Genomic DNA, 25997 nt, shown 5'->3' with positions numbered 1-25997 from the left:
GAATCAGGACAACCATGAAAAAATTATTTTTAGCGACCGTAATCTCAGCATCATTAATGGCATGTAATAGTGATGATAGCAGTCCATCAATTACTGAGCCAACACAGCAAGGTGTAGAAGGGACAATTGAACTGGTTGATCTCAATACTAATCAAATCACTGTAAACGGCCACAACTACAGCGCTAACAACATTGTTTATAACGGCACACAACTAGACATTGTCGACTTGAAAAAAGACATGACTGTAACAATTTCGACAGCAGATCAAGACGGAACCCAAGTTAGATTAAATCCAACTATCGCAGGTGCAGTAACAAAGATTAACCACACGAATAAAACATTTACAATTAATGGTGTTGACCTTCAGTTTGCCAATTTATCTGATGATATTGATGTTGGTGACTGGGTAATGGTGTCTTCTCTACCAGCTGCAGATGGCGGTTACACTGTACTTTCTGTTGTTGAGTTTGATGATGTAGATTTAATTGGCCAATCAGAAATAGAAGGATTAATTTCTAATCTGAATTCTAATACATTCGAATTGACTAACATTACAGTGAACTACAGTAGTGCTGAGATTGACGATAATGAAACACTCTTAAATGGCCAATGGGTTGAAGTAAAGGGTGAATTTACGAATGGTACGTTCAACGCAACAGAGATTGATGTTGAAGATTATGATGACCTAGGTGATAACAATGAAGTTGAAGGTGTAATCACTTGGGTTGCGAACGATAAAACGAGCTTTGAATTAAACTCACGCGTTCGCTTCTTAGTAAACAATCAAACAGAGTTTGATGACGGTAGCCGTAATAACTTAATTGCAGGTCAAATGGTCGAAGTGAGTTCAGTGCGACAAGGTGATAATCGATTAGCAACAGATATCGAGTTTGATGAAAAAGATAATGATGAATGGGATAAATTTGAGTTTGAACTAGATGGTACAGTGAATAACGTAGTCAAAACACCAACAGGCAAGGTGACTTCATTTAGTATCAATGGCCAAACGGTATTAACGGATGCTAAAACAACATATGACGACGGTTTAAATCAGGTTAACTTTATCGACGGCATCAATGTTGAAGTTGAAGGCGTGAAAATTGATGGTAACCGTGTTGCTCGTGAAATAGAGCTAAACGATTAATCATGACTTAAGCAGTTAACTTATATTTAAGTTAGCTGCTACTTTCATCATTCAATGAATCATGTTTTTCAATAATATAGTTATGTAATATCAACGCTAACTCATTATTAATATCAAAATTTAACGCCAGTCCTTTCGCATGATTATTTTCATTTTCAATACGTACAACGTTAGCGTTAACTAAATGAAAACCACGTTGTGGGATCTTTAAATAAAAATGCAGACTATCCCCTTTCTTAAGGTTCAAATCGATAGACAAGAGTTGCTCTGCACTGCAGTGCATAAACAAACCCGATGTCGATATATTCATTACCACACCTAATACAATTTCACCTTGATGGTCAAATACCTTTAAACCTTTGGGATCAGATAAACGCCAATAACGTCCTTCCCCCCCCTTATGATCAATAATATCAGGCGGACCAAGTTCTTTTAATTCATCGCTATAACCATCACTAAGCAAGTAAAGCGGAAAGCGAAACTCCTCTTTCTCATTCTGCGCAACTAAAACAATATCATCTGATTGGGCTAATACATTAAGCATCTGTTTGGAAATATGTGAAATAGACACATCCTGACTCGTATCATCAGCCTGACTATCGATTACTTCCTGTAATAAATTAAGTTCATCTTCGGTCAAAATATCTGTCATTTTATTGGGCATGAAATAACCTTTATTACTCTGTTTATAAACATCCTGTTTACGATAGAAGAGTAAGTTTAATTTGAGCTACATTTTCATCTAGTTATACTAATCTTAGTAAACCAGAACAGGTTTAACCTTGCAAATATAAAAATAATCAGCAGAGAGTTAAACTATGAAATCAATGATTAACGAGTCGTTGTTTCAATATAACAACAAGTGAGTGAAGCATGGAAGCAAACATAGAACAAATAAATAAAGACACAGAGGTAATAGAAACTATTGAAGTAGAGGGAGAGTTTATTATGGAACAACGTCATCGCCATGAGCGGCGACAACGTCAGCTAAATCATTGCTCTCGCTACGAGCGTCGTTCAACTAGTCGACGCAACGCTCGTAAAAACAAGATTGATATTACAATTTAATGGTGATGATGATGTGGTTTCGCATTTCTAAAGCTATGCGGTAATAACTCCAACATGAAACTACGAGCGCCACGACGTAAAATACTTATCGAGAATAATACGGTGACCACAATCAAGCTCAAGTAACGCCACCAATCATCTTGCCAATGCGGTGCTACTGTTAACCAAGGCTTCGGTAATTCAGGTACCCAATACATAATACCAAGACCTAGAAGTAGCGCCACCGTGACAATCGCCATCACTACAGCCATTGCAATATGCTTACCTTGATTGTCTTTAATAAAACGATACAAGTCTAAGTTAAGCGTTGGTCCAACCAAACTAAACGCAACAACGGCACCTGGAGATACACCAGCTATCAGCATAATAGCTAATATAGGGGTGATACCAGTTGCACAGAAATGGAACGGCAAGGCAATCAAAATTGCGAGCACGACCTGCAACCAAGGTTCTTGCTGTAAGAACTCCCAACCAATTGTCGGTGTAAATGTCGCAGCCGCAATCAAACCAAACAATACCCAAGGTGCTGTATGATCGATTAGATGTGAAAAGCCATGTTCAAATGCACGTTTAAGGCGCGATGTAGATTGCTCTAATGCCTCAGTTGTCACACTCGTATCGCTATTCAAATCATGCTTTTTAAACAATAAGCCAATAAGTAATCCTAATGTCACCGCTAATATAACAGCCATCACTAGACGTATACCAACCCATTCAGCACCCAATAACGGCAATGAAATAAGTAGCGCATCAAAACCGATAACAGGTGATGCAACTAAAAATGACACCGCCAACGCAGACCCACAGCCAGCTTTGATTAATTGCTTATACATCCCCGACGCATCAGGAATACAAATAGGTAATGGTAAACCAATCAGTGTACCTTTTAGTGCACCAGCAACCGGGCCAGAACTGCGTAACTGTCCAACCATGTTGAATGCTGGTTTAACAATGTTAATGAGCCAAGTTAAAATATAGGCGAATAACAATGCAGGAGCAGCATGCAAAGATAAACTCACAAATCGTAATAATGTTTCTGCCGTTTCACTTCCATGAGCGTGTCCAGCATGATCATCATTTCCGGCATGGTCATCATGTCCTGCATGGTCATCGTGCCCTGCATGGTCATCATGTCCTACATGGTCATCGTGCCCTGCATGGTCATCATGTCCTGCATGGTCGTCATGTCCTGCGTGGTCATCGTGCCCTGCATGGTCATCATGTCCTGCATGGTCGTCATGTCCTGCGTGGTCATCATGTTCTACATGGTCATCGTGCCCTGCATGGTCATCGTGCCCTACATGGTCATCGTGTCCTACATGGTCATCGTGCCCTGCATGGTTGTCATGTCCCGCGTGGCCATCATGTCCTACATGGTCATCGTGCCCTGCATGGTCAGCGTGTCCGGCGTGGTCGTCATGTCCAGTGTTGTCGTCATGTCCTGCATGTCCTGCATGTCCTGCATGTCCTGCATGTCCTGCATGTCCTGCATGTCCTGCATGTTCTTCATGTTCTTCGTGATCATTTGTCAGTTCAGTTGAAGTCACAACTTGCGGTACAACTTGCGATACAACAGCCGTTTCTTCCGGACCGTGATTATGCGGTGCATAGCCCAACCAATGCGGTAGTAATACAGCAAGCAAACAGATAGCACCAATTAGGCTACCAGTTCCTGCTGCAAATTTATCACGTTGCGTTTCTTTACCATGTTCTTGTTTATACGGTTGGTGAAAGACCACATGTAAAATAGAGCCCATCACTAACGCTTGGAACCAAATTAACCAGCTTCCGCTATCATGGGCAATTAATTCGCCACCGAGCCAAGTACCAGCCACGGTTGCAAGCGACATCGCAGTTAACACTGCTAACGGTAACGCTCGGCCATAATGTGGACGTAATAACCACCATACAGTTAAGCCAACAGGAAAACGGTGTAACACAACGCCTATCGCTAACAGGTAAGCGGTTTGATCATCTTCAATTGCCAGTGCGCCACCATCAGTGATCGCGTGTAAAACAAGACCTAAAACACCTAATATTAAGGTAACAGAATGGGTTTGTTTAGCGACTTTATGAAATACTTTTTCCACCATACCTGGGCCAAATAAGCCCACAAGCATCAGTCCTAAAACGGCAATACCACCACTTTCCAATAATTCAGGCAGGATATGGAATAGCACCAAACCACCGATGGAAACAAAAATGAAGCTATCGAAGAAAGCAAAACGATCGGATTTAGAGCCAACAAATTTACATAAATAAGGGCCAAGGAAGAGAGTCGCAATGCTCAAAAATAAAAGTAAGGACATGATATAAATAAGTGGTCAGAGAACAGTTGTTATAATATAACATAACAGTCGCCTCAGATACTAGTTAGAATTGTTATAACATAACACTTCTAACTAGTAGGTACCGCCAGAATGGCAGTTCTGATGTGTAACGTATTATTTTATTACTTTAATATTATGCTTTTCTAACAAGCTTACATATTCTAATGACGCATCTTCATCAGTAATAACCATATCAACTTGTTCGAACTGGTATAGCGGTGTGTTATGCACTTGACCAAATTTAGACGAGTCTGTGATGACAATATTCTGAGCACCCTTTTCTAAAATTGCCACGCCAACATCAGCACGCATCATGTTGCGGCTTGTAAAACCAGTATTCGGGTGTAGACCATCGATACCTAAAAACGCTTTAGTAAAATGAGTATGTTTGATGCAAAGGCGCGTCAACGTACCGACCATACTTTCACTTTCATGCTGATAAAGACCACCCAGCACAATTATTTTAACATCCGTTTCTTTCATTAAATGCGCGATATAGCTGCTTGGTGTAATGATAGTAACATCACTACGTTTACCCAGTTCTTTCGCTAATAATGCGTTAGCACTGCCGCCTTCGATCATCACAGTTTCGCCATGCTCAACCAGACTTGCAGCGCACATTGCCATTTTACGTTTGTGCTCATAATTTACAGTAATACGATGAGACACATTATCGGTATTATGTGGTGTAGCACCACCATGAACACGACGAATAAATCCTTCTTTTTCTAACTTGTTTAGGTCATGACGGATTGTGACCTCTGAAACACCCAGCTTATTCGACATTTCGCCAACTGAAGCACGCCCTTTTTCATTTACAAGATTAATAATATCAGTATGTCGTTGCTGCATGATTTCTCATATCCCACACAATTTAAGTTACCTATTAAGTAGATAGTACCACTTTCATCTGAAAGTCATAAGTACTAATTAAAGCTACAAATTGAAAAACTCAGATACATATCATATCTGAGAACTTAGTCGCTAATATTAAGTCTAGCTTATTGTACCGACCACGTTTTTTGGTGCCATGTTTGAATAATATGTGAAATTTCATACCAATCATGTGCACAAGTTACTTCATCTCTAAACACCTTGTTATGCGGCTGTTTTATCATAATACAGTGCTCGATTCCCGCATTTTTCGCGTCGACCAAGTTGTCATATTTATCATCAACAAATGCATGAATATCGTGTGTTTGTTTAATTTTATTTAAATAAGTCGCTTTTGACTCACCAAACTCCACAAAAAAGATATCTTGAAAAATATTACCGAAGCAATGATACATGTTCGCTCGACGCAATGCTTCCACTTGTGGGTCGCGACTACAGGCTGTAATACAAAAAATATCATAACCTTCTTGCGTTAACTTAGTGAGGATACGTGAAGCGCCTGGCAACGCATCCAATGCGCCAAACTGCCAGCTAGATGCAAATTCTTTTAATATCTTAACATCCTGACCTTCTTTAATGCCTAACCATTCACATAAGTCCCATGCTAAAGGTTTACCCGTCACTTGTTTATCATATTGATGATTTACAAACTCGCGTAACCGAGAACCAAAATCCAATACTGTATCATCAATATCAATGACAATCGCTTTCATAGGCGTACTTCCATTTTGAGTGATCATTGCAATCATTAGTCGTTATATAAAATAAGATAATGCTAATCGAAGCACAATACTACATAGGAACCAAGCTATGTATATTAATCTTCTATTAAATCAGGTAACAAATACTAACTTAATAGTCAGAAAATCGAGAATACTATTTTATTAAAAACGTAATAACAATTTATAGGCATAAAAAAGGCACCCTCAGGTGCCTTAATATTCGCGCATGCCTATCTACATGATTAGATCACACGAGAAAATTGCTGCTGGCGTGCTCGCTGACGTAAATACACATCGAAACACATACAAATATTACGGATCAACAATTTACCTTTCGGTGCAACCTGTAACATATTACCTTCGATAATAACGAGTTCATCATTAATGAAAGTTTGTAATAATTCCATGTCTTCCGCAAAGTAGCTCGCAAAATCAAGTTCAAATGTATCTGCAATTTTTTGCATATCTAGCTCAAAATTACACATTAATTGCTTAATCACAGCACGGCGAATCGAGTCATCATCATTCAACCCAACACCACGCCATTGCGCATGACCAAGTTCTTCAACTTGCTTGTAGTAAGTTTTAAGCTCTTTTTGGTTTTGCGAGTACGCATTACCAATTTGGCTAATCGATGACACACCCAGTCCCAACAAATCACTTTCACCCTGAGTTGTATAACCCTGGAAATTACGGTGTAAGATGCCTTCTCGCTGTGCAACGGCTAATTCATCATCCGGTTTAGCAAAGTGGTCCATGCCAATAAATTGGTAACCGTTGTCAGTTAAAAATGAAATCGCATCTTCTAAAATCGCTAGACGATCTGAAGGTGACGGCATATCTTCTTCTTTCATTTTACGCTGACCAGCAAACAAGCTCGGTATATGCGCATAGTTAAATACGGTTAAACGAGCAGGATCTAAATCAAGCACACGTTCTAATGTATTATGAAATGTCTCTTTAGTTTGGTGTGGTAAGCCGTAAATTAAATCAATGTTAGTCGATTTAAAACCAAGTTCATGTGCGCGTTTGATAATAGCAAAAATGAAATCTTCATCTTGATCTCGATTAATCGCAGCTTGTACTTTTTTATCAAAATCTTGAACACCAAGACTTAGGCGGTTAAAACCAACTTTAGATAATAAATCGATAGTACTGAGTTCAATTTCACGCGGGTCAACTTCAATCGAAATTTCAGCATCGTCAGCAAAAGTAAAACTGTCTTTTAACACATCAATCAAACGTTGAATTTGCGGCTGTGTTAAGAACGTTGGCGTACCACCACCCCAATGTAGTTGCGATACATTACGGTCTTTAAAAAATGGCGCTTGTAGTTTAATTTCAGCTTCGAGTACATCAAGGTACTTATCCGCTTTATGCAGATGGCGAGTAATAACCTTATTACAACCACAGTAGTAACAAAGCTTATGGCAGAAAGGAATATGCACATACAATGACAACGGCTTATCAGGCGTTTCCTCGCAAGCAAAGCGAAAATCTTGATAACCAAAAGATTCATCAAACTCCAATGCTGTTGGATAAGATGTATATCTTGGACCACTGTAATTATATTTTTCGATCATAGCCTGATCCCAGACTAATTTTTGATTTAGCATATTCATCCCCTAAGACAACTCACGGCAGTATGCCGAAAATAAACATCCTGCCGTTTGTCTTACATCATAATATTAACGATTAATACCGTAATTTATTAACACTCAAACGTCGTTAAGCGTGCAACATCTTTCTGCACACGTTCTGCATATTCGCCTTCAAAACGAAAACGGTTTAAATCGAATTGCATACGTGCTTTTTTTGATAGTTCACTACGTGCATCCATGATTGGCATGTGTTTTATTTTGTCATAAAACGCATGTAGTTCAGGATACTGAACAGCCCAATCAACGGGCTCTGCCGCTGGAATAGCAGCCAATAATTTACTGATACGAATGGTTCCTTCTGACAGGTCACACTCTTCACTTTTCATCGCTTTCGCAATAATCTGTACACTTTCAGTAATACGGACTTTTCGTGCAGCAATCGCTTCATTTTGTTGATTCAGTTGCTGCACTTGTTGTGCTTTCACACGATACAGTAAACGCCCTGCATACACTGCTAATGCCAGAATGATCAGGCATCCTATGCCCATTAATATCATCCAACTAGCTTGCATGATTATCCCTCAGCGTCGTTATTCTTTAACTTCTTCTCGGTAGCTAAGAAGCGTTCGTATAATTCATCTTCAGATAATTGCTCAGAATTAGTCTGTAGTGATTTAGCATCAAGTTCTGCCATCATCTCTTCATCCCACTCATCTTCGTCGTAATCATCTTCAAATTCTTCGTCATCTGCATAACCAAGTTCTTCAAGTAAGAACTCATGACGTTCTACACGTTCATCTACGTATGCTTGGTCATCGCCGTTTAATACTTCGTTGTTATCTAGACGTAGTAATAAACCATTTAGACGAGCATCACTTTCTAACTTATCTAGTTCTTGTTCGAACGTTAATACAGGTGCAACAGGTTTAACTTCTGCTTTTGGCTGTTTAACTTTAATAATTGCTGGTTGTGCTACTGGTGTTGGCGCAGCAACTAATTGAATAGGCGCTTTACTACCTACACGTGGGTCACTTGATTTACGTGGACCGCCCGTGCGTTTTTTGCCTTTTTCAGCTTCAGTTGTTTTATTTCCTGATACTAAACCTTTACGTTTTTTTAGACGTTTTTGCTTACGCGCTTCTACTGCTTGAGTATTCGTTTCACGTTTAGCGCGGTCTGATTTAGCAATCGCTAACGGGCCGCCTGAGCGTTCTTTTCTTTTACGAGTCATAGTATTCTCTGTTTTAAATCTGTCTAACAATAATGTCTGGCATGATCGTATTAATGACATTAACTATTAGCGGGTATCGTATTTCGCCTTATTTAAAGATAGTCAATTTACTACTCTTTATTAAGGGCATAATTCGGCAATTCTTTAAGTGAGCGCAGACTATCAAAAAAGCGGGGAAGAAAAAAGATAATTTAGTTCTGATGAAAATAAAAAACTCAGCCGAAGCTGAGTTTTTTACGATATTAAAATGAACTCACCAACCAAAAACGATTAGTGTAAACCACCAAGATATTTAGAAATAATTTCCATATCTGCCGGTTTCATTTTATATGCAATATCATGCATCATACCATTTTGATCGTTTGCACGTTCTTGGCTACTAAATTTCTCTAGTTGCGCTTTAATATAATCTGCATGTTGACCTGAGATTTTCGGGAATTTAGCTGTTTCGCTACCATTACCACGCGGGCCATGACATGCAGCACAACCAGCGATACCACGTTCGATATCACCACCACGATATAATTGCTGGCCAGCAGCAACAACTTCTTCTGGTGTTTCTTCAGGTTTCATCGTTTGTGCTGAATAAAATGCAGCAAGGTCCTGCATATTTTCTTCAGTTAACATTGCAGACATACCCATCATGGTTGGATCATTACGACCCTTTTCACCACCCGTTTGCATCGCAAGTTGAAAATCTTTCAACTGCTTAACAATATACGAAGCATTCTGCCCCGCTAGTTTAGGGTAGATACTTGCTGGGCTATTACCATCAGCGCCATGACACGCAGCACACGTACCAGAAATAGCTTCACCTGCAGCAGCATCCCCTGCTGCTTGGGCGGTACTCATTAATCCAATTAACATTGCAAAAGATAAGACAAGACTTTTCATAGCATTCCACTTGTTATTTTCAGCTTCCGATCCCATGTCACGGCGTGACATGTTACACTTATTATTATTCTTTTTGACTATTTTACACATTTTCAAAAAAAAGTAATCATTTAACACAATTTCAATGAGAGATATTAAATTGGATAACAAAAAGATACACTTCGAAAACGCTGCATTTAGGATTAGTGCGCCAGACATTAGTCACCTAACAGATGATTCGGGCATTGAAATTGCTTTCGCTGGGCGATCTAATGCAGGTAAATCAAGTGCATTGAACACTTTGACTCGTCAAAAAAGTTTAGCGAGAACCAGTAAAACACCCGGTCGTACGCAACTTATCAACGTATTTGAAATTGAAGAAGGCAAACGCCTAATTGATTTACCCGGTTATGGTTTTGCTAAAGTACCTTTTGAAGTAAAAAAGAAATGGCAAAAAGCCTTAGGTGAATACCTACAAAAACGCGATTCGTTAAAAGGTATCGTGGTATTAATGGATATTCGTCACCCGCTAAAAGATTTAGATAAACAATTAATTCTTTGGGCTATTGATTCTGACATTCCAGTAATGGCGTTATTAACGAAAGCAGATAAATTAAAACAAGGCGTTCGTAGTAAAACCGTGAAAGAAGTAAAAGAAGCGGTTAAAGAGTTTGGTGGTGACGTTACAGTAGCACCATTTTCATCATTGAAACACACAGGTATCGATGTACTGAAAAACAAACTATGTGAATGGTATGCACTAGAACCAGCAACTGGTATTCCAAGTGAAGACGACGAAGAGTTTGACGATAGCGACTTTGAGTACATTGACGAAGACTAATTCAAACACTGAATTTTAGGCAAAAAAAACGCCTCGTCAAAAAGTGACGTGGCGATGAATAATAAATTCAATTTGAAACAAAAGGTTTGAAATATAATTTCGAACCTCCATACCCTACCCCGCTAATATACTTCAAACTCATTTCATACGAAAGTAAAATACGTTATTTTGTTACATTTTTTGTGACAAAGCGCACTTAGCCAAACAATTTATGTATAAAAACAACAAAACCAGCCTTAAGACTGGTTTTATTTTTCATATAGCCTATAAGAATATAGTGGTATTAACGCTTAATTTAATATTAGTGCGCTTCATCCCAGTTATTACCAATACCAGCTTCTGCTAATAATGGTACATCTAGCGTCATTGCTGCTGCCATTAATTCTTTAATTTTAGCTACGTAATCATCAACATGTTCTTCTTTAATTTCGAATACTAATTCATCGTGAACCTGCATTAACATGTGAATAGAATCCACTTCAACAGTATCAATCCAGTGGGCAACATTAATCATCGCCTTTTTAATAATATCTGATGCTGTGCCTTGCATTGGCGCATTAATCGCAGCACGCTCAGCAGCCATTTGGCGCATTTTATTACGCGCATTAATTTCAGGTAGATATAAACGACGTCCTAATAACGTTTCCACATAACCTTTATCTTTGGCAGTTTTACGCGTGTCATCCATGTACGTCAATACACCAGGATAACGTTCGAAATAACGCGCCATGTATTGCTTCGCTTCTTTTTGCGGAATATTTAGCTGACGGCCTAAACCGAATGCACTCATACCATAAATAAGACCGAAGTTAATTGCTTTCGCACTACGACGTTGATCAGTCGTTACGTCATCAAGTTCAACGGCGAATACTTCAGCAGCCGTTGCTTTGTGAATATCTTTACCTTCAGAGAACGCTGTAAGTAACCCTTTATCTTGCGATAAATGCGCCATAATACGTAATTCAATTTGGCTGTAATCCACTGCGACATATTTGTAACCTGCTGGCGGTATAAACGCCTGGCGGATACGTCGACCTTCTCCAGCACGTACTGGAATATTTTGTAAGTTTGGATCGCTTGAAGATAAACGACCGGTAGCAGTAACAGCTTGATGGTAAGAAGTATGTACACGACCTGTTTTCTCTTCGATCAAGGTTGGCAGCTTATCCGTATACGTTGATTTTAGTTTACTTAAACTACGGTATTCTAAAATCAATTTTGGTAATGGGTAATTAAGCGCTAATTCTTGCAGTACTTCTTCAGCTGTCGAAGGTGCACCTTTTGGTGTTTTCTTAATGACAGGCAATTCCATTTTCACAAATAGAATTTCTTGCAATTGTTTTGGCGAACTCAAATTAAATGGCTGTTCTGCAATTTCATGTGCTTTAGCTTCAAGCTCCAGCATACGAGAACCAAGTTCAACACTCTGCGCATCAAGTTTTGATTTTTCAATCAATACACCTTGGCGTTCAACACCAGATAGAATACTAACGAGTGGTAGTTCAACCTCATTAAATAACGTAACGAGCGTTGGCTCTGCTTCAATTTTTTGCCACAGTACATTGTGTAAACGTAACGTAACATCCGCATCTTCAGCCGCATAAGGTGATGCTTGTTCTAATTCAATCTGGTTAAAGGTTAGTTGCTTTTTACCTTTACCCGCGATCTCTTCAAAACTGATCGTTGTATGATTTAAATATTTACTCGCTAAGCTGTCCATGTCATGACGTGTCGCGATACTGTTATAAACATATGATTCAATCATGGTGTCATACGCAATACCCGCTAACTTAATACCGTAATTTGCGAGCACTGATGCATCATATTTTAAGTTCTGGCCCACTTTCTTCGCGTTGCTATCTTCCAATAGTGCTTTTAACGACGCGAGAACATGGTCACGATCTAATTGCTCGGGAGCATCAATGTAATCATGTGCAACAGGTAAATAAGCCGCTTCGCCTTCAGCAACCGCAAATGATAGGCCGACTAATTCAGCCTGCATATAATTAAGGCTGGTTGTTTCCGTATCGAGTGCAAACAGATCCGCTTTTTGTAATTTTTCTAACCAGCGATCAAAATCGGCTTGGGTTAAAATTGTTTCATACTTGCTGCGATCTATCGTGCATGCCGCAACTGTATTATCGCTGTCAGATCCATTATCTGAACTCGATTTTGTTGCTTTACCAGCATGCGCATGTTTTGTTGCATCGGCACCACCAAGTAGCGCTGCTAACCAACGTTTAAAGCCCATTTGCTTATATAGTTCAGCCAATGCATCTACATCAGTTTCTGCGATCGCAAGATCATCCAAGGTAACGCCAGTATCAACATCCAATTTGATCGTCGCTAATGCATAAGACATTTCAGCATTGTCTTTATGTTCGATCATTTTCTTAGCTAGTGTTTTAGAACCACGGAAACCTAATGGTGCAATATCATCTAAGTTATTGTAAATGTCTTTAATACTGCCTAATCCTTGTAACAGGCCTAGCGCAGTTTTTTCGCCTACACCTGGTACACCAGGAATATTATCGGCAGCATCACCCATGAGTGCTAACAGATCAATGATCAGCTCTGGCGGTACACCAAATTTATCTTGAACGCCTTGCGGATCTAATACGACATCAGTCATGGTGTTGATCAGTGTGACATTTTCGTCCACTAACTGCGCCATATCCTTATCACCCGTACTGATCAATACCGCACGACCTTCTGCACTTGCTTGTTGTGCGATCGTACCGATCACATCATCAGCCTCTACACCTGAAATACAGATCAGCGGTAAACCCAGTGCTTTAACTGCGTTATGCACAGGTTCGATCTGACAGCGGAGATCATCAGGCATAGGTGGACGATGCGCTTTATAATCTGGATACATTTCATTTCGGAATGTCGGGCCTTTTGCATCAAAGACAACGGCAATATGACTTGGACTAAACTGTGTTAATAAGCTCTTTAACATGTTAACGACACCATACACAGCGCCTGTCGCCATGCCTTCAGCATTAGTCAAATGCGGGGGTGAATGATAAGCACGAAACAGATACGAAGAGCCATCGACAAGCACGAGGGGATTGCTAGGGATCGTAGACATAAAAATAAAACTCAATGAAATAAATGATGAATAGACTAAGCATGCCACAAGCCGTGAATTCTCGCTATGTTGATGATAAAAATATATCTCAAGATCAGATCTTAACCACCAGATCGTAGATCTTGATCCAACTGTGGATAACTCTGTTGACAATGACGATCAAAAAAACGAATAACATGTGAAGATCATTAACATAAGAACATAAAGACGAGTTATAACATGCACTTACACCGTTTAAAGGTAAGATCTAAAATTATCTTATACTTTTAGCATATGTGGAAAAGAATCTTAAACCGATGAATGATATGTGTAAAAAGGAAGCATGGTGATTAAAAATAATACATTACTTAGGAAGTAAAATGTTTGATTTATGTTAATAAAAGAGGAATGTAGCAGAAAATAAAAAGCCGGTAATAATCAAACTTCCCTATAATCGAGGGATAAGAAGTTTGATCTACCGGCCCGAAAAAATTCGGTTTACCCTGCAAGGAGTAATGGATTAAAATTAACCCGGAAGCAATGTGAGCAATGTCTTGTCCATCCGAAATAAATAATGACTTCCTGAAGAACAAGGTAATAATAATCATTCTCATTTAGGTTTGCAAGTGTTTATTATGAATATTATTAAAATAATCGTATTTACGGTCAGACAAAAAGTGAAAAGCCCAGTCATACTGGGCTTTCGCTAACAAATAAATATCAAGAATATGATTAGCTAATTGTTTTTATTTTCTTCTCAACTGATTTTGCATAACCTGACAATACCGCTTTATGTAACGTTGCAGGTATTGATTGCAAATGTGCAGCGAACTTAGCACGCTGCTCTACTGTTACCGAACTTGCAGCTTGCTTATATTCAGCTGTTTCGTGTAATTGTTCTGCAGCTAATAAGTTCGTTGCATGTAGGTGATAGTTATTATCTATCGTTTGGTCAATACGCAACGCTAATTCATTTGCATCTACAAAGTCATCAACAATCACATCACCAAAGGTGATATTTACATGGCCTTTAAAGCCGATAATCCCCTGAACAATACTATCAAGGTCTTCAAACTCTGCTTTATTGTACTCACCCGTTGTTGCTAATTGCGAAAGCTCATTGGCTTTTGCTGCATCATTTGGATCGTATTCATAAGAAATCGTCACAGGCACGATATTTAATGATTTCATATATTCAGGAAAACTAATTTTCTGTCCCTTACCATTCATATACATCATTTTTAAAATAGCGGGATCAGTTTGGTCATTACCGTCTTTTGCACGCCCTTCTTTTTGCGCAATCCAGATCGACTGTTGTTCCGTTTTAATAGAATGAGAAATATAACCAGACAATGATTTAAATGCCGCCATCATTTCACGCACGCCTTTCGCAGAACGTTTCACAATGAAGCTTTTATTTAATCGCATCAAATCTGATACGAATGGTTTTTTCAATAAATTATCACCAATCGCAATACGGACAGTATCGAGACCATTCTGATGTAAACCCCAATTCACAAATGCTGGGTCCATCGCGATATCACGGTGATTGGAAATAAACAGATAATTTTTATCCTGATCTAACTTCTCAATACCATTAAAGGTTATTTGAGTTGTTGTCGTTGCGATCATTTTTTCCATATATGAAATCACTTTGTGCTGAATTTCTTTCACACTGGTGACTTTGCGGCATTGACGACGTAATACCATACGGATCATTGGGAATAGCACCCAACTAAAATGCTTGCTCAAGCGCGGAAATTGGAAATGCGCAATCGCCGTAATAAATTCCTTATCATTAACTAAGCGTTCAACAACACTTGTTATTTCGTCATCATTAAAAGGACGAATATCATCGTATAAACCCACGTCTGTTGCCATTCGGCACCTCAATTGCGTGTAAATTAAAAGCGTAAAATCTCAAACGTCGCGATTATACCTTAAACTGCTCGAACAATTACTGTAATAAAACAAAAAGGCGCTAAACAATGAAGTTTAGCGCCTTTATCCCCCTCAAAAATATAAGTTAAATTAACTCAATTTTGGCGAAGTTTTATTTATTTTATGACTTGATTCGAAGGTGATAACACCTGCAAGCTTCGTTAATAACACACCGTATAGTGGTAGGAAGATAGCTAAACTAATCAATAATTTAAATCCATAATCTACCGTTGCGATTTCTACCCAGTTAGCAGCCATAAATGGATCTACACTTTGATAAAACGCCACAAAGAAGAAAATGATAGTATCGAGTAAGTTACCGAACACGGTTGATGATACAGGTGCAACCCACCACGTTTTTAATTGTCTTAAACGATTAAAAACAATGATATCGAGTGCTTGTCCAAATAAGTAAGCCAAGAAGCTTGCTAGCGCGATACGGCCGACAAAAGTATTAAACTCACTTAATCCACCCACACCTTGATAGCTACCTTCAAAAAACACCACCGATAGTGCATATGAGATCAATAAGGCCGGTAACATCACTTGCGCAATAATACGTTTCGCCATGCCAGCACCAAATACACGAATCGTCAGATCTGTTGCCAGAAAAATAAACGGAAACGTAAATGCGCCCCACGTAGTATGGAAGCCAAAAATATTAATAGGAAGTTGGACTAAATAGTTGCTCGCTGTGATCACTAAAATATGAAAACAAGAGAGACAGATCAACGCTTGACGCGTCTGCATTGCAGTTAATTCACGCATAATAAACCTTTTTAGTTAAATTCATGGGGTGAGGGAACCCATGCAAATTGTTTTCGACCTAAGTCGGACGCGCATTATACCCAAGCCAGATAGGAATGCAAAAACAAGTCGTTATCACACTTTAAAAATAACATAACAGTAACAAAAGCATTCCTGATCTGGATCAGTTTATCAAACGAGAATATCCGTACTATTACCTATAAATAAGTAAGCCATGTTAACTCAATATAACCACACTGACTTGCTGATATCATCAAGAATAAGAGGACTAATACAATGGAAATTTGGACTAAACTTTTAAGCGATCTTTTTTCTGATACTGTTGGCATTGCCTCGTTTAGTGTTATCGCCCTCACCCTTATTATTGTCAGCGTGCTGATCAGTATGTTTATTGTGAAAAGTCGATAATCGCGATAAGTTAACCGCGCAAGATTAATAACTATCAGTAAAAGCGACTATAATTAATGCATCATCATGAATGTTAGCCGCTTTGCGCCCCTTAATTAACGTCTTTACGCTAAATGAAGGACATTCAGCCACTCGGAGATGTCCATGATCACAATCATTAATCTATCTGAAGCCAACCTCTTTATTAATCTTTCCAAAACGATCACACACAGTGATTATGAGAATGTATTAGAACCCGTTATCAGTGATATTCTAAAACAACATAGCCAACTGAATGTCTGCGTTATATTTGCAGATGATTTTACCGGATTCGAACTGCATGCTTTAGTCGATGATGCCATGATGGGAATAAAATATTGGCAATACTGGCATAAAATTGCGCTGATTTCTGAGCCTAAATGGCTACACTCGGTTGCAGCAGCCATTGACGCGATTAACCCTATCACTGTCGAAAGTTTCGCAACTACTCTACAGGCGGAGTTATGGTTTAATGAAGAAGAATATTTCTAATTTCTACCCGTTAGCAGCTAAGACCGCTCACCTCTAAGCAAGTATGTCAGCTATTTCGGCTAAGATGCCTTTTTCTTCTTCGCGTGCAACAGCAAGCCATGCACAACAAGTGTAATCTTCAAATTCAAATAGCAAATTAATATCTTTGTATTCAAGAACCCAAGCGTGGCGATCTGCGCCCCAATTTTTATCGCATAAGCGCGCATCCAATACGCTAACTAATTTAGGCGCAAGAGAGGTGAAATTCTCAAAATCTAATCCATCATGCTCTAACATTAAAATATTATCAGTCGCTTGTTGCTTTGCGAGAGTCCAGCTCATTATTTTCCCTTAATACGATGAATCGTAAGATGCTATTTTAGTTAAAAATTGACGACCAAAACGCTCTAATTTAACGTGACCAACACCGTTAATATCCAGCATTTCAGCTTCACTCTGTGGTTTGATTTCTGCCATTTCAGCTAACGAAGCATCATTAAAAACAACGTAAGGCGGTATATTTTCACTGTCCGCAATGTCTTTACGTAGCTTACGCAGTGCAGCAAACAGTTTACGGTCATAATTAAAGTTAGCAATACGACTACTGCGTTTTGGTGCTTTGTCTACATTCGTCATTGGCTGCAAGCGTGGTTCCGCTAATTCAAGTTCTTGTTCGCCACGTAATACCGGACGCGCCGCTTCCGTTAATTGTAATACCGAACTACGGGTAATATTTTGTAATAATAATCCGCTATGAACTAATTGACGCAATACACTTAACCAATGTTCTTGTGACTTATGTTTACCAATACCAAACGTTGTTAATTTATCGTGACCACGTTCTTTCACCCGCTGATTCTGTGAACCTCTTAATACGTCAACAACGTACGCCATACCAAATGCCTGACCAACACGATACACACACGATAATGCCATTTGTGCATCTTTTGCGCCGTCATAGCGTTTTGGCGGGTCTAAACAAATATCGCAGTTACCACATGAACCATCATTAAATTCACCAAAGTAATTGAGCAGTACCTGACGGCGACAAGTCTGCGCTTCAGCAAAAGCGACCATGGTATTGAGTTTATGCATTTCCACACGCTGCTGCTGCTCATTCTCGGTTTGCTCAACCATGTAACGAACGCGCATAATATCTGCGGGATCAAACATGAGTAAGGCCTCTGCGGGCAAACCATCACGTCCTGCTCGGCCGGTTTCTTGATAATAAGATTCGATATTTTTTGGTAAATCATAATGCACAACAAAACGTACATTCGGTTTATTGATGCCCATACCAAATGCCACAGTTGCAACCACGATATCCAGTTCATCACGAATAAATGTTTCTTGGGTATCTTGGCGTTCTTGCTGCGATAAACCAGCATGATACGGTTTCGCATCAAACCCAGCACGAGCTAAACCTTCAGCAACTTCTTCAACTCGTTTACGACTAGTGCAATAAACAATACCACTAACGCCATCTTGCTGTTTTACATAACGCTTTAATTGATCTAAGGCTTTAAATTTTTCTACCAATGAATAACGAATGTTAGGGCGATCAAAGCTCGACATGCTGACTTTAGGGTCATTCATTTGTAACTGATTTAAAATATCACAGCGCGTAGCGTCATCAGCAGTGGCCGTTAATGCCATAACAGGAACATGTGGAAAAAGTTGTTTAAGCTTACCTAACTCGTTGTACTCCGGTCTAAAATCATGACCCCAAGAGGAAATGCAATGGGCTTCATCAATGGCAAACAAACTGATTGGTAATTGTTGAAGCGACTGCAAAAAATCCCCCAACATCAAGCGTTCTGGCGATAAATACAAAACTTGAAGTCGATTGTTGTGCATGTCATTAAAGATTTGAGCAGATTCTTGACGCCCCAATGTCGAATTCATATAAGCGGCTGAAACACCACTCGCACGCAATGCATCCACCTGATCTTTCATTAATGAAATGAGTGGGCTAAGCACGATTGTTAAACCACCGCGTACCAATGCAGGTACTTGATAGCACAATGATTTACCGCCACCAGTGGGCATGATAACCAGACTATCTAGACCAGCAACAGTGTGTGCGATGACATCTTCCTGACCCATACGAAATTGTTGATAACCAAAAACAGTCTCAAGCACATTTTGAGCTGAGGGTAAGGTAGATACAGGTGCAGTCATGATAATTCGATCTCAGGTTAAATAAGTCGCTATAGCAATTATGTGAATAACGCAGTCAGTAATTTTAACAGTATACCAGTGTAGTAAACAAACTCTAACAGAAACAAAATTATCGCAAATAATATCAACGACCCCTCAATCTACAAAATATTGCCTACACTGGATTATAACAGCATAGAAATTAGTTATATATTTCTGAATACCCACATTCAAGGAGAGTTTATTGTGGAACAAATTAGCCCAGCCGTAGCCGCATTTCTACCAAATGAAGTCCAGGACATGTTCTTCCCTTTTGCCAGTGTCATGCTAGCGCCATTGTTACTCAACCTCATCATAGGTTTTATATTATCTTGGGTTATTGGCGCCCATTTCCGGTATTTTGCCTCTTCATTTTGTAACCGACAAGATTTCTCGCGCTTGTTTCCTCTTCTAATGCTGACGGTAATCTTAATTATTTCCATCGTAAAAGCCTCTCTCGCATTGGCATTAGGCTTAGTTGGTGCACTCTCAATCGTCCGTTTCCGTACGCCGATTAAAGAACCAGAAGAACTATTATATTTATTTTTAAATATTGGTATCGCTGTCGCACTCGGTGCAGGACAAACAGTTGCCGCGATCACCGCCTGTATTACAACATTGATATTAGTGAGTTTTATCAAACACTCAAAAACAGAACATCATGGTGAGAAAGGGATTTTCTTATCGTTACGCCACCAACATGAAGGCGAAGCTGAAATTAGTATTAGCGAACTGCAGGACATTTTTACCACCCACACAACACGGAGCGATTTACGACGCTACGATCATGAACAGCAGCTCATTGAGGCCACGTTCTTTATTTCTTTTGCCAATAGCGAGCATCTCGATAATCTATTTGAAGCGTTAAAACAACGTTATCCAGGGGTGGCGTTATCATTACTCGAACAACATAATATTGCAGGAGTATAATTATGCTCCTATCGGAAAACAGATCGCGGTTTGCAAAACGCGATCGTTGGTACACAATTGGTGGGGTATTATTGGTATTAGTACTTCTAATTCCGTCACCACAAACCGTAAAGCAAATGCTTATTCAGCATGGTTTTGTTGCACACAGTACTGATAGCAGCGCTAAAAATACGCAACTATTAAATGCTGTCATTGATGCACCATTGAAATACCTCAACGCTGATACAAATATCCCTAATTTACAACTCGATATTAAGTATCAAGATTGGATGCGTTTGGTGGCCGACCGTAAACAAGCATTGCAAGAAGGTCAGATTCCTGACAAACGTGCCGAAGTTAAAGCTAATGTGAGCTATCTAGAAGATAAGTATGTCGCAAAAGTACGCTTACAAGGGGACTTGCTTGATCACGTGGAAGCGCCACAACGCTGGTCATTACGCGTTGAGCTAAAAGGTAAAAGTAGCTTATTAAAAGTGAAACGTTTCGCCTTACTCAGCCCAAATGTACGCGGTAATCATGCACCGTTATTATTTAGTAAAACCTTAGATATTGCTGGTTTTGATATCATCTCACCACAGCATATCCCAGTTAATTTAACCGTTAATGGGACGCCTTGGGGACTGATGCTATTAGAAGAAGTATTTGCCAAAGAGTTACTCGCGAATAATAACCGCACCGAAGGGCTCATCTTAAAATTAGAACAAGCCGTACAGAATGAAGATAATAATCTATTACATAAAGTGTTTCGCCCTAAAGTATTTCAACAAAGCGACGCAATTAGTAACCCTGGCTTAAATCAACAACGTAAGATCGCATTAACTCTGTTGAGTGACTTTCTCAATCAACGCCGCAGTGCATCCGATGTATTTGATAGCCGTAAACTTGGACAGTATCTAGCAACTGTCGATCTTTGGTCTGCATGGCATGCGTTTAGTTGGAATAATTTACGTTTTTACTATAACCCGCATACAGCTAAACTTGAACCAATCCAAAGTGATGAAGCATTATCGCCAGTACCTGATAAGATTTTATTACAACCTGTTAGTACACAATTTCCTTTGATTCAAGCAATGCTTGCTGATAACAAAGTGAAAGACCAATACGACCAATCGTTAAACCATTTAATCACCTTAGTTAAAAATAAGCAGTTACCCGAACAACTAGAATCTTTACAGCAGCAGGTTCTAAAGAAAATGCAGCATGGCTCGCCACTACTGCAGGGTTATAAATTTGATAGTTTAATTGCACATGCACAATGTTTAGCAGACGGTTGTCGTTCATTACCTACAATGCCCACAGACTGGCATCGTCATGTGAATACATTTAGTGCTGAATTACCGTGGGATCTCGCGAGTGAATTCCGCTATAGCAATAATGAAAAACAACTACAATTACGTAATAACAATCAAGTTCCAGTATCCATTATTGATTTAATTGTTAGTGATAAATGGGGTAGTGAAATCAGTTTAACTGATAGTCCTGAGTTGCCGTTCACCCTCACGAGTAATCAAGCTGATGACAGTTTAATCATTGATAATGCTGAAGCCTACAACATTCAATTACTCAGCCGCCAAGGAGATAAAAAGCTCCAGACGTATCGCTTTAACCTCGGAGAATCAGCAACCAGCTTTTTACCTCGACCTTTGCCGATGCAAGACGAAGCCGATGTACTTGCTAAATACGATTTTATTCAAGCTCAACAAGATGGTTGGTATTTTAAACCAGGTAATTGGCAAATAAATGACTACCTCATTACCCCAGCAGACACACGTGTTTATATGCCTGCGGATACAAAACTAAAATTTAGTAAACAAGGCGGCATGCTTATTTTTGGTCAACTTGATATTGAAGGTAGCGCTCAATACCCTGTTACATTAGCCGGAAATAGTAACAATACGTGGCAAGGTATTGCGGTATTTGGGTCAGGTAGTAAGTCCAGTATCCACCATTTAAATATGACGGCAAGCGCGAGCCCGAAACAAGGTAACTGGCAACCAAGAGGCGCCTTGTATATGCATGATGTCGACCTTGAAGCCAGCGATATGACGTTACGCGATAATCGTTCTGAAGATGCTTTGAACATGATAAACAGCACGTTTAATTTGACTAAGCTAGTCATTGAAAATGCGTATTCTGACGGCTTTGACTGTGATTTCTGTAAAGGTAGAATTAGTGACAGTCAATTCAATACTGTCGGTGTGAGATCCGGTGGTGATGCTATTGATATTAGCGGTTCTGACATTATCGTCCGTAACAGTCAATTCAGTCAAATTCGCGACAAAGCCATATCTGCAGGTGAGCATAGCAGCGTTGATGCAGCCCAAATTCAACTTAATAGTGCAGCATTCGGTATTGTGGCTAAAGATGGCTCGCAGGTTATCGCCGCAGATATTAACGCCGTAGATATTAAACATTACCTCTTCATGTCTTATATGAAAAAGCCCTTTTTTGGTGGCGCAAGCTTACAAGCGTCAAGCTTTAACTGTGATAACTGCAGTGATATTAGCATGCTCCAAAAAAACAACTTTCTTTCATTAGATGGGCAAAAACAAACCGCTAAAAAATTAAACGTGAAGAAACTTTACACTAGCTCCATGCGCTCGGACAAACCAAAATGACCCAAGACTATCGCTTTGAAATTAAAATACCAATTCCGCTTAATCGCTTAGAATATATGTTGTCTTGGTTACGCTTATCATCGATGGGGTTTCGCCAACATCATCCAGACCAATATGTGAATAGCGTTTATTTTGACAGCCATCAAATGGCGTGCTTTTCCGAGAACCTTACCGGTATTAGCAATCGTAATAAAATGCGTATTCGCTGGTATCACGATATTACGAACGCAGGTAAAGCGCAGCTCGAATTTAAACAACGCCGAAGTGGTAAAGGCTGTAAGGTCATTTATCCTTTGCAATTAAACTTCGATGATCCTGATATTAGCTGGTCTGAACATATTAAACATTGTCAGTCTCAATTATCTTTGCAGGCTCTATCAGAGTGGGATAGCCAGACTTACCCTATATTATTGGGACGCTATAAACGCCAATACTTGGTGAGTTTCTGTGGGCGAATACGGGCAACACTTGATTCTAATATGGAAGTATATGATCAGCGCTATTGGAGTAGACCAAACACCACTCGATCACGAAAAGTGGGTGACTATGTACTTTTAGAATTAAAATGCCAAGACCAACATGAGCGACTACTTAGCGAACTTGTTAGTCATTGTCCACTCAACCCATCACGGCACTCAAAATACGTAAATGGCGTGAGACACATGATTTATGTATAAATATATTCTCGACTACTGCTTTGGACTCGTTATTTTTATTCTATCAACATCCACTGCAGTCAGTCAGGTATACCCTTCAGCAGGAACGGCATGGGTTATTAACGGCCAACAACAAGCCGCTACATCACCTGATTGGCAGCAGCAATTCAGTTCAGCCCATGCAGTATCACAATGGGAAGATAATCATGCTGATATTAGTATTGGTGGTAGTTATGACCAATACGAAGCCGAAAAGACAACTCAACTCGGTTATATGTATAGCCAGAAACTAGATTGGAAAATGGGTAATAAAGAACAATACCTACGCCACTTAATGACACTTGCACAACAAGATTACGAAACGTTATTTCTGCATTTTCAACACGATACAAAAATTGAAATACCCGATAATAGCCATGGCCATAATACCCCACTCTACGGTATCCCTGAGTTAGTTGCGATTCAGCAGCCTTCGACACTGACTCGACAGGGCAGCATCAAACGTCTGAATCTACCAATGGAACAGCCGTTAACATTCATTAAAAACCAAACCTTATATTTGTTTTCATCAGAAAAATTAACGGGTCTCGATATAGGGTTTAATGGTCATAAGCTAAATGACAGCAATATTACAATCTCCTACGCAACACGGGACATCACCCAAAATACACTTCAGTACGCTTGGCAACCATTGATAACTCAACCCTTATCATCAACATTAAATAGTCGCTGGGTCCCGCCCCAGCACTGGCCGAGGGTAAGTATTTCATCACAACTCAGTTCGCAATTAGGCGCACAATTACAAATTAAAAATGCACGATTTTTTGTATTGAAAATAACCATAGATAATCCCATAAAAGGGTTAACGATTAACAACCTAAATTTACCACGTTGGTATCAATTTACCGAAGAATCGGGCAAGCATTACGTTACAATTCCAGGATGGGATCCGGTGAACGATACGAATAAAGACGGTTATATCGATGCCCATGAATATCAACAACGACCAAATACCGAAGCCAGTGCTCGACTTCCCTATCAAGCTCGCTTAATACCGCTTGGTAGAATGTGGAATGAACAGTCAGCAATGTGCTACGTTAACTTGTTTAGCGCAGGTAACCGCACCTTGTTAAGTGATTACCTTTATCAACATTGGCTAGGGCAAGGCCATCAAGGCGCTTATAATGATTCTCTTTACCATATTCCCAATGCTTCACAGTTCCAAACCGTGAGTGGTGGGCAAATTCTCGAATTACAACTGCCCGTTCGCCAAGCAGGAAAATTCTACTGGCAAAGTCTCAGCGCCTTTAATGAGCACCTACAACAAACTAACCCACGAACGTGGATTGGTGCCAACATCTCTGACTTAAATCTATTTAGTGAATCCGGCTTGCAACCTTTGGTAACAGGGTTTAATTTCTTTGTTCGTGAAGACTATATCCACCCGAGTTTAGGGCTTTCACAACAGCGAGGTTTATTACAGCGTTGGGAGCATTTCCTATTAAGCGCACAGAATAAGCGCAGTGTACTAATGGCTCACATGCGTAAGGGCGGAAAAGTACACTGGCAAGGACATAGCAAAGCAAACTGGCAACACGATCAAACAACTAATCTTGCTATATTCTATTTGCTTAATAATCCACAATTAGATTTTTATCAGCAGTGGAATAACAGTTTTTATTACTCCAGTAAAAATACAACCGAAAATAATTATTACCAATCAGGCGTACCGCTAAATGTCGCCTACCAACCCACTGCGATGCTGAAACATGACATTGGTAAACCGATCCCCGCTCCTACTGATTATCCAGCAGTGCACTATGTCGATGCTCGTAATAATATGATTGCGAGTAGCACTGACACCCAATTAACCATCAATAACCAAGCATTACCTATCACGCCGAGCCATTGGTTTTACCTTCATAGCCAAACCGCTAACACCCTTCCTTGGCAACAATCAAAGCCACCAAAGGTCGCTGTTATAGCTCGACAATACCAACAAGGGTTAATTCTTTACTACACCGACCATAGTGGTAAAAATAAAACATTTGGTGAGCAATCCACTGCAACCTTTGATTTACCGGGTCAATACCGACGCCTTAATACCGACGGAAACCTAAGCCAGATAATGAATAAAATCACATTAACCGGTTATCAAGGTGTCATCCTGATCCCAGAAAACAAATCAATATAAAATAAAATCCGTTGAA

22 protein-coding genes are annotated in these 25997 nt (G+C 39.6%); 9 read left to right on the top strand and 13 right to left on the bottom strand.

Annotated features, from left to right (window positions below; genetic code table 11):
• The first annotated feature begins 14 nt into the window (after positions 1–14).
• A complete protein-coding gene (locus HWV00_RS00570; protein ID WP_211684244.1) occupies positions 15–1145 on the top strand; it encodes a DUF5666 domain-containing protein in 1131 nt (376 codons plus the stop codon).
• A gap of 31 nt (positions 1146–1176) precedes the next feature.
• Here HWV00_RS00570 and HWV00_RS00565 read toward each other — a convergent pair whose 3' ends face one another.
• Positions 1177–1809, bottom strand: coding sequence for a PilZ domain-containing protein (locus HWV00_RS00565; protein ID WP_211684243.1), 633 nt, complete (start codon positions 1807–1809; stop codon positions 1177–1179).
• 209 nt (positions 1810–2018) lie between these two features.
• Between HWV00_RS00565 and HWV00_RS00560 the strand changes: the two genes are divergently transcribed.
• Complete coding sequence (locus HWV00_RS00560; RefSeq protein ID WP_211684242.1) at positions 2019–2213, top strand: hypothetical protein; 195 nt, start codon at positions 2019–2021, stop codon at positions 2211–2213.
• Here HWV00_RS00560 and HWV00_RS00555 read toward each other — a convergent pair.
• The 7 genes from HWV00_RS00555 to HWV00_RS00525 all read right to left on the bottom strand — a co-directional run bounded on the left by HWV00_RS00555 (position 2210) and on the right by HWV00_RS00525 (position 9885).
• A complete protein-coding gene (locus HWV00_RS00555) occupies positions 2210–4522 on the bottom strand; it encodes a permease (RefSeq protein WP_211684241.1) in 2313 nt (770 codons plus the stop codon). The two genes, HWV00_RS00560 and HWV00_RS00555, sit on opposite strands and share 4 nt — an antisense overlap.
• Positions 4523–4657: 135 nt before the next feature.
• Positions 4658–5395, bottom strand: a complete 738-nt coding sequence (locus HWV00_RS00550) for a DNA-binding transcriptional regulator YciT (protein WP_211684240.1) — start codon at positions 5393–5395, stop codon at positions 4658–4660.
• Positions 5396–5544: 149 nt separating this feature from the next.
• Entirely contained in the window at positions 5545–6177 is a 633-nt protein-coding gene (locus HWV00_RS00545; protein WP_255554858.1) for an HAD family hydrolase, read from the bottom strand.
• A gap of 224 nt (positions 6178–6401) precedes the next feature.
• Positions 6402–7775, bottom strand: coding sequence for an oxygen-independent coproporphyrinogen III oxidase (gene hemN, locus HWV00_RS00540; RefSeq protein ID WP_211684239.1), 1374 nt, complete (start codon positions 7773–7775; stop codon positions 6402–6404).
• Between the two features lie 95 nt (positions 7776–7870).
• The gene (locus tag HWV00_RS00535; protein ID WP_211684238.1) at positions 7871–8332 is read right to left on the bottom strand and encodes a DUF2489 domain-containing protein; all 462 of its coding nucleotides are present in this window, start codon (positions 8330–8332) and stop codon (positions 7871–7873) included.
• 2 nt (positions 8333–8334) lie between these two features.
• A complete protein-coding gene (yihI, locus tag HWV00_RS00530) occupies positions 8335–8991 on the bottom strand; it encodes a Der GTPase-activating protein YihI (RefSeq protein ID WP_211684237.1) in 657 nt (218 codons plus the stop codon).
• Between the two features lie 270 nt (positions 8992–9261).
• Positions 9262–9885, bottom strand: coding sequence for a cytochrome c (locus HWV00_RS00525; protein ID WP_211684236.1), 624 nt, complete (start codon positions 9883–9885; stop codon positions 9262–9264).
• A 139-nt stretch (positions 9886–10024) separates the two neighbouring features.
• Between HWV00_RS00525 and yihA the strand changes: the two genes are divergently transcribed.
• Positions 10025–10705, top strand: coding sequence for a ribosome biogenesis GTP-binding protein YihA/YsxC (gene yihA, locus HWV00_RS00520; protein WP_211684235.1), 681 nt, complete (start codon positions 10025–10027; stop codon positions 10703–10705).
• Between the two features lie 301 nt (positions 10706–11006).
• Here yihA and polA read toward each other — a convergent pair whose 3' ends face one another.
• The 3 genes from polA to HWV00_RS00505 all read right to left on the bottom strand — a co-directional run bounded on the left by polA (position 11007) and on the right by HWV00_RS00505 (position 16487).
• Positions 11007–13799 (bottom strand): DNA polymerase I, encoded by a 2793-nt coding sequence (polA, locus tag HWV00_RS00515; RefSeq protein WP_211684234.1) that lies wholly within the window; start codon positions 13797–13799, stop codon positions 11007–11009.
• A 711-nt stretch (positions 13800–14510) separates the two neighbouring features.
• The gene (locus HWV00_RS00510; protein WP_211684233.1) at positions 14511–15659 is read right to left on the bottom strand and encodes a 1-acyl-sn-glycerol-3-phosphate acyltransferase; all 1149 of its coding nucleotides are present in this window, start codon (positions 15657–15659) and stop codon (positions 14511–14513) included.
• Between the two features lie 150 nt (positions 15660–15809).
• The gene (locus HWV00_RS00505) at positions 15810–16487 is read right to left on the bottom strand and encodes a 7-cyano-7-deazaguanine/7-aminomethyl-7-deazaguanine transporter (protein WP_211684232.1); all 678 of its coding nucleotides are present in this window, start codon (positions 16485–16487) and stop codon (positions 15810–15812) included.
• 276 nt (positions 16488–16763) lie between these two features.
• Between HWV00_RS00505 and HWV00_RS00500 the strand changes: the two genes are divergently transcribed.
• Both HWV00_RS00500 and HWV00_RS00495 read left to right on the top strand, forming a co-directional pair.
• Positions 16764–16895 carry a DUF3149 domain-containing protein gene (locus HWV00_RS00500; protein WP_211684231.1) on the top strand — a complete coding sequence of 44 codons (132 nt, stop codon included), beginning with the start codon at positions 16764–16766 and terminating at the stop codon, positions 16893–16895.
• A gap of 144 nt (positions 16896–17039) precedes the next feature.
• On the top strand, positions 17040–17405 hold the full coding sequence (locus tag HWV00_RS00495) for an STAS/SEC14 domain-containing protein (protein ID WP_211684230.1): 366 nt from the start codon (positions 17040–17042) through the stop codon (positions 17403–17405).
• A gap of 33 nt (positions 17406–17438) precedes the next feature.
• Here the strand turns inward: HWV00_RS00495 and HWV00_RS00490 are convergent, their stop codons facing one another.
• Entirely contained in the window at positions 17439–17726 is a 288-nt protein-coding gene (locus tag HWV00_RS00490) for a DUF3630 family protein (protein WP_211684229.1), read from the bottom strand.
• A gap of 9 nt (positions 17727–17735) precedes the next feature.
• A complete protein-coding gene (gene recQ, locus HWV00_RS00485; RefSeq protein ID WP_211684228.1) occupies positions 17736–19565 on the bottom strand; it encodes a DNA helicase RecQ in 1830 nt (609 codons plus the stop codon).
• A 225-nt stretch (positions 19566–19790) separates the two neighbouring features.
• Here recQ and HWV00_RS00480 point away from each other — a divergent pair, with 225 nt between their 5' ends.
• Genes HWV00_RS00480 through HWV00_RS00465 form a run of 4 tightly spaced genes read left to right on the top strand, consistent with a single transcriptional unit; the run spans position 19791 to position 25981 of the window.
• On the top strand, positions 19791–20513 hold the full coding sequence (locus tag HWV00_RS00480) for a DUF4956 domain-containing protein (protein ID WP_211684227.1): 723 nt from the start codon (positions 19791–19793) through the stop codon (positions 20511–20513).
• A gap of 2 nt (positions 20514–20515) precedes the next feature.
• Complete coding sequence (locus HWV00_RS00475) at positions 20516–23131, top strand: CotH kinase family protein (RefSeq protein ID WP_211684226.1); 2616 nt, start codon at positions 20516–20518, stop codon at positions 23129–23131.
• On the top strand, positions 23128–23808 hold the full coding sequence (locus HWV00_RS00470; protein ID WP_211684225.1) for a polyphosphate polymerase domain-containing protein: 681 nt from the start codon (positions 23128–23130) through the stop codon (positions 23806–23808). The genes HWV00_RS00475 and HWV00_RS00470 overlap by 4 nt, the downstream gene beginning before the upstream one ends.
• Positions 23801–25981 carry a hypothetical protein gene (locus tag HWV00_RS00465; protein WP_211684224.1) on the top strand — a complete coding sequence of 727 codons (2181 nt, stop codon included), beginning with the start codon at positions 23801–23803 and terminating at the stop codon, positions 25979–25981. Before HWV00_RS00470 ends, HWV00_RS00465 begins: the two co-directional genes overlap by 8 nt.
• Positions 25982–25997: the final 16 nt, after the last annotated feature.

Source organism: Moritella sp. 24, from assembly GCF_018219155.1.
Lineage (GTDB): Bacteria > Pseudomonadota > Gammaproteobacteria > Enterobacterales > Moritellaceae > Moritella.
Note: the sequence above shows the minus strand (reverse complement) of the source record. Positions and strands in the feature narration are given on the sequence as shown.

Bases quoted from the DNA above. Each gene is read 5' to 3' on its own strand.
- HWV00_RS00490 (WP_211684229.1), bottom strand. From the start codon at position 17,726: ATGAGCTGGACTCTCGCAAAGCAACAAGCGACTGATAATATTTTAATG.
- HWV00_RS00475 (WP_211684226.1), top strand. From the start codon at position 20,516: ATGCTCCTATCGGAAAACAGATCGCGGTTTGCAAAACGCGATCGTTGG.
- HWV00_RS00495 (WP_211684230.1), top strand. From the start codon at position 17,040: ATGATCACAATCATTAATCTATCTGAAGCCAACCTCTTTATTAATCTT.
- HWV00_RS00550 (WP_211684240.1), bottom strand. From the start codon at position 5,395: ATGCAGCAACGACATACTGATATTATTAATCTTGTAAATGAAAAAGGG.
- HWV00_RS00505 (WP_211684232.1), bottom strand. From the start codon at position 16,487: ATGCGTGAATTAACTGCAATGCAGACGCGTCAAGCGTTGATCTGTCTC.
- HWV00_RS00465 (WP_211684224.1), top strand. From the start codon at position 23,801: ATGTATAAATATATTCTCGACTACTGCTTTGGACTCGTTATTTTTATT.
- hemN (WP_211684239.1), bottom strand. From the start codon at position 7,775: ATGCTAAATCAAAAATTAGTCTGGGATCAGGCTATGATCGAAAAATAT.
- HWV00_RS00470 (WP_211684225.1), top strand. From the start codon at position 23,128: ATGACCCAAGACTATCGCTTTGAAATTAAAATACCAATTCCGCTTAAT.
- HWV00_RS00565 (WP_211684243.1), bottom strand. From the start codon at position 1,809: ATGCCCAATAAAATGACAGATATTTTGACCGAAGATGAACTTAATTTA.
- HWV00_RS00545 (WP_255554858.1), bottom strand. From the start codon at position 6,177: ATGATCACTCAAAATGGAAGTACGCCTATGAAAGCGATTGTCATTGAT.
- HWV00_RS00555 (WP_211684241.1), bottom strand. From the start codon at position 4,522: ATGTCCTTACTTTTATTTTTGAGCATTGCGACTCTCTTCCTTGGCCCT.
- yihI (WP_211684237.1), bottom strand. From the start codon at position 8,991: ATGACTCGTAAAAGAAAAGAACGCTCAGGCGGCCCGTTAGCGATTGCT.
- HWV00_RS00510 (WP_211684233.1), bottom strand. From the start codon at position 15,659: ATGGCAACAGACGTGGGTTTATACGATGATATTCGTCCTTTTAATGAT.
- HWV00_RS00500 (WP_211684231.1), top strand. From the start codon at position 16,764: ATGGAAATTTGGACTAAACTTTTAAGCGATCTTTTTTCTGATACTGTT.
- HWV00_RS00525 (WP_211684236.1), bottom strand. From the start codon at position 9,885: ATGAAAAGTCTTGTCTTATCTTTTGCAATGTTAATTGGATTAATGAGT.
- polA (WP_211684234.1), bottom strand. From the start codon at position 13,799: ATGTCTACGATCCCTAGCAATCCCCTCGTGCTTGTCGATGGCTCTTCG.
- HWV00_RS00560 (WP_211684242.1), top strand. From the start codon at position 2,019: ATGGAAGCAAACATAGAACAAATAAATAAAGACACAGAGGTAATAGAA.
- HWV00_RS00535 (WP_211684238.1), bottom strand. From the start codon at position 8,332: ATGCAAGCTAGTTGGATGATATTAATGGGCATAGGATGCCTGATCATT.
- recQ (WP_211684228.1), bottom strand. From the start codon at position 19,565: ATGACTGCACCTGTATCTACCTTACCCTCAGCTCAAAATGTGCTTGAG.
- HWV00_RS00570 (WP_211684244.1), top strand. From the start codon at position 15: ATGAAAAAATTATTTTTAGCGACCGTAATCTCAGCATCATTAATGGCA.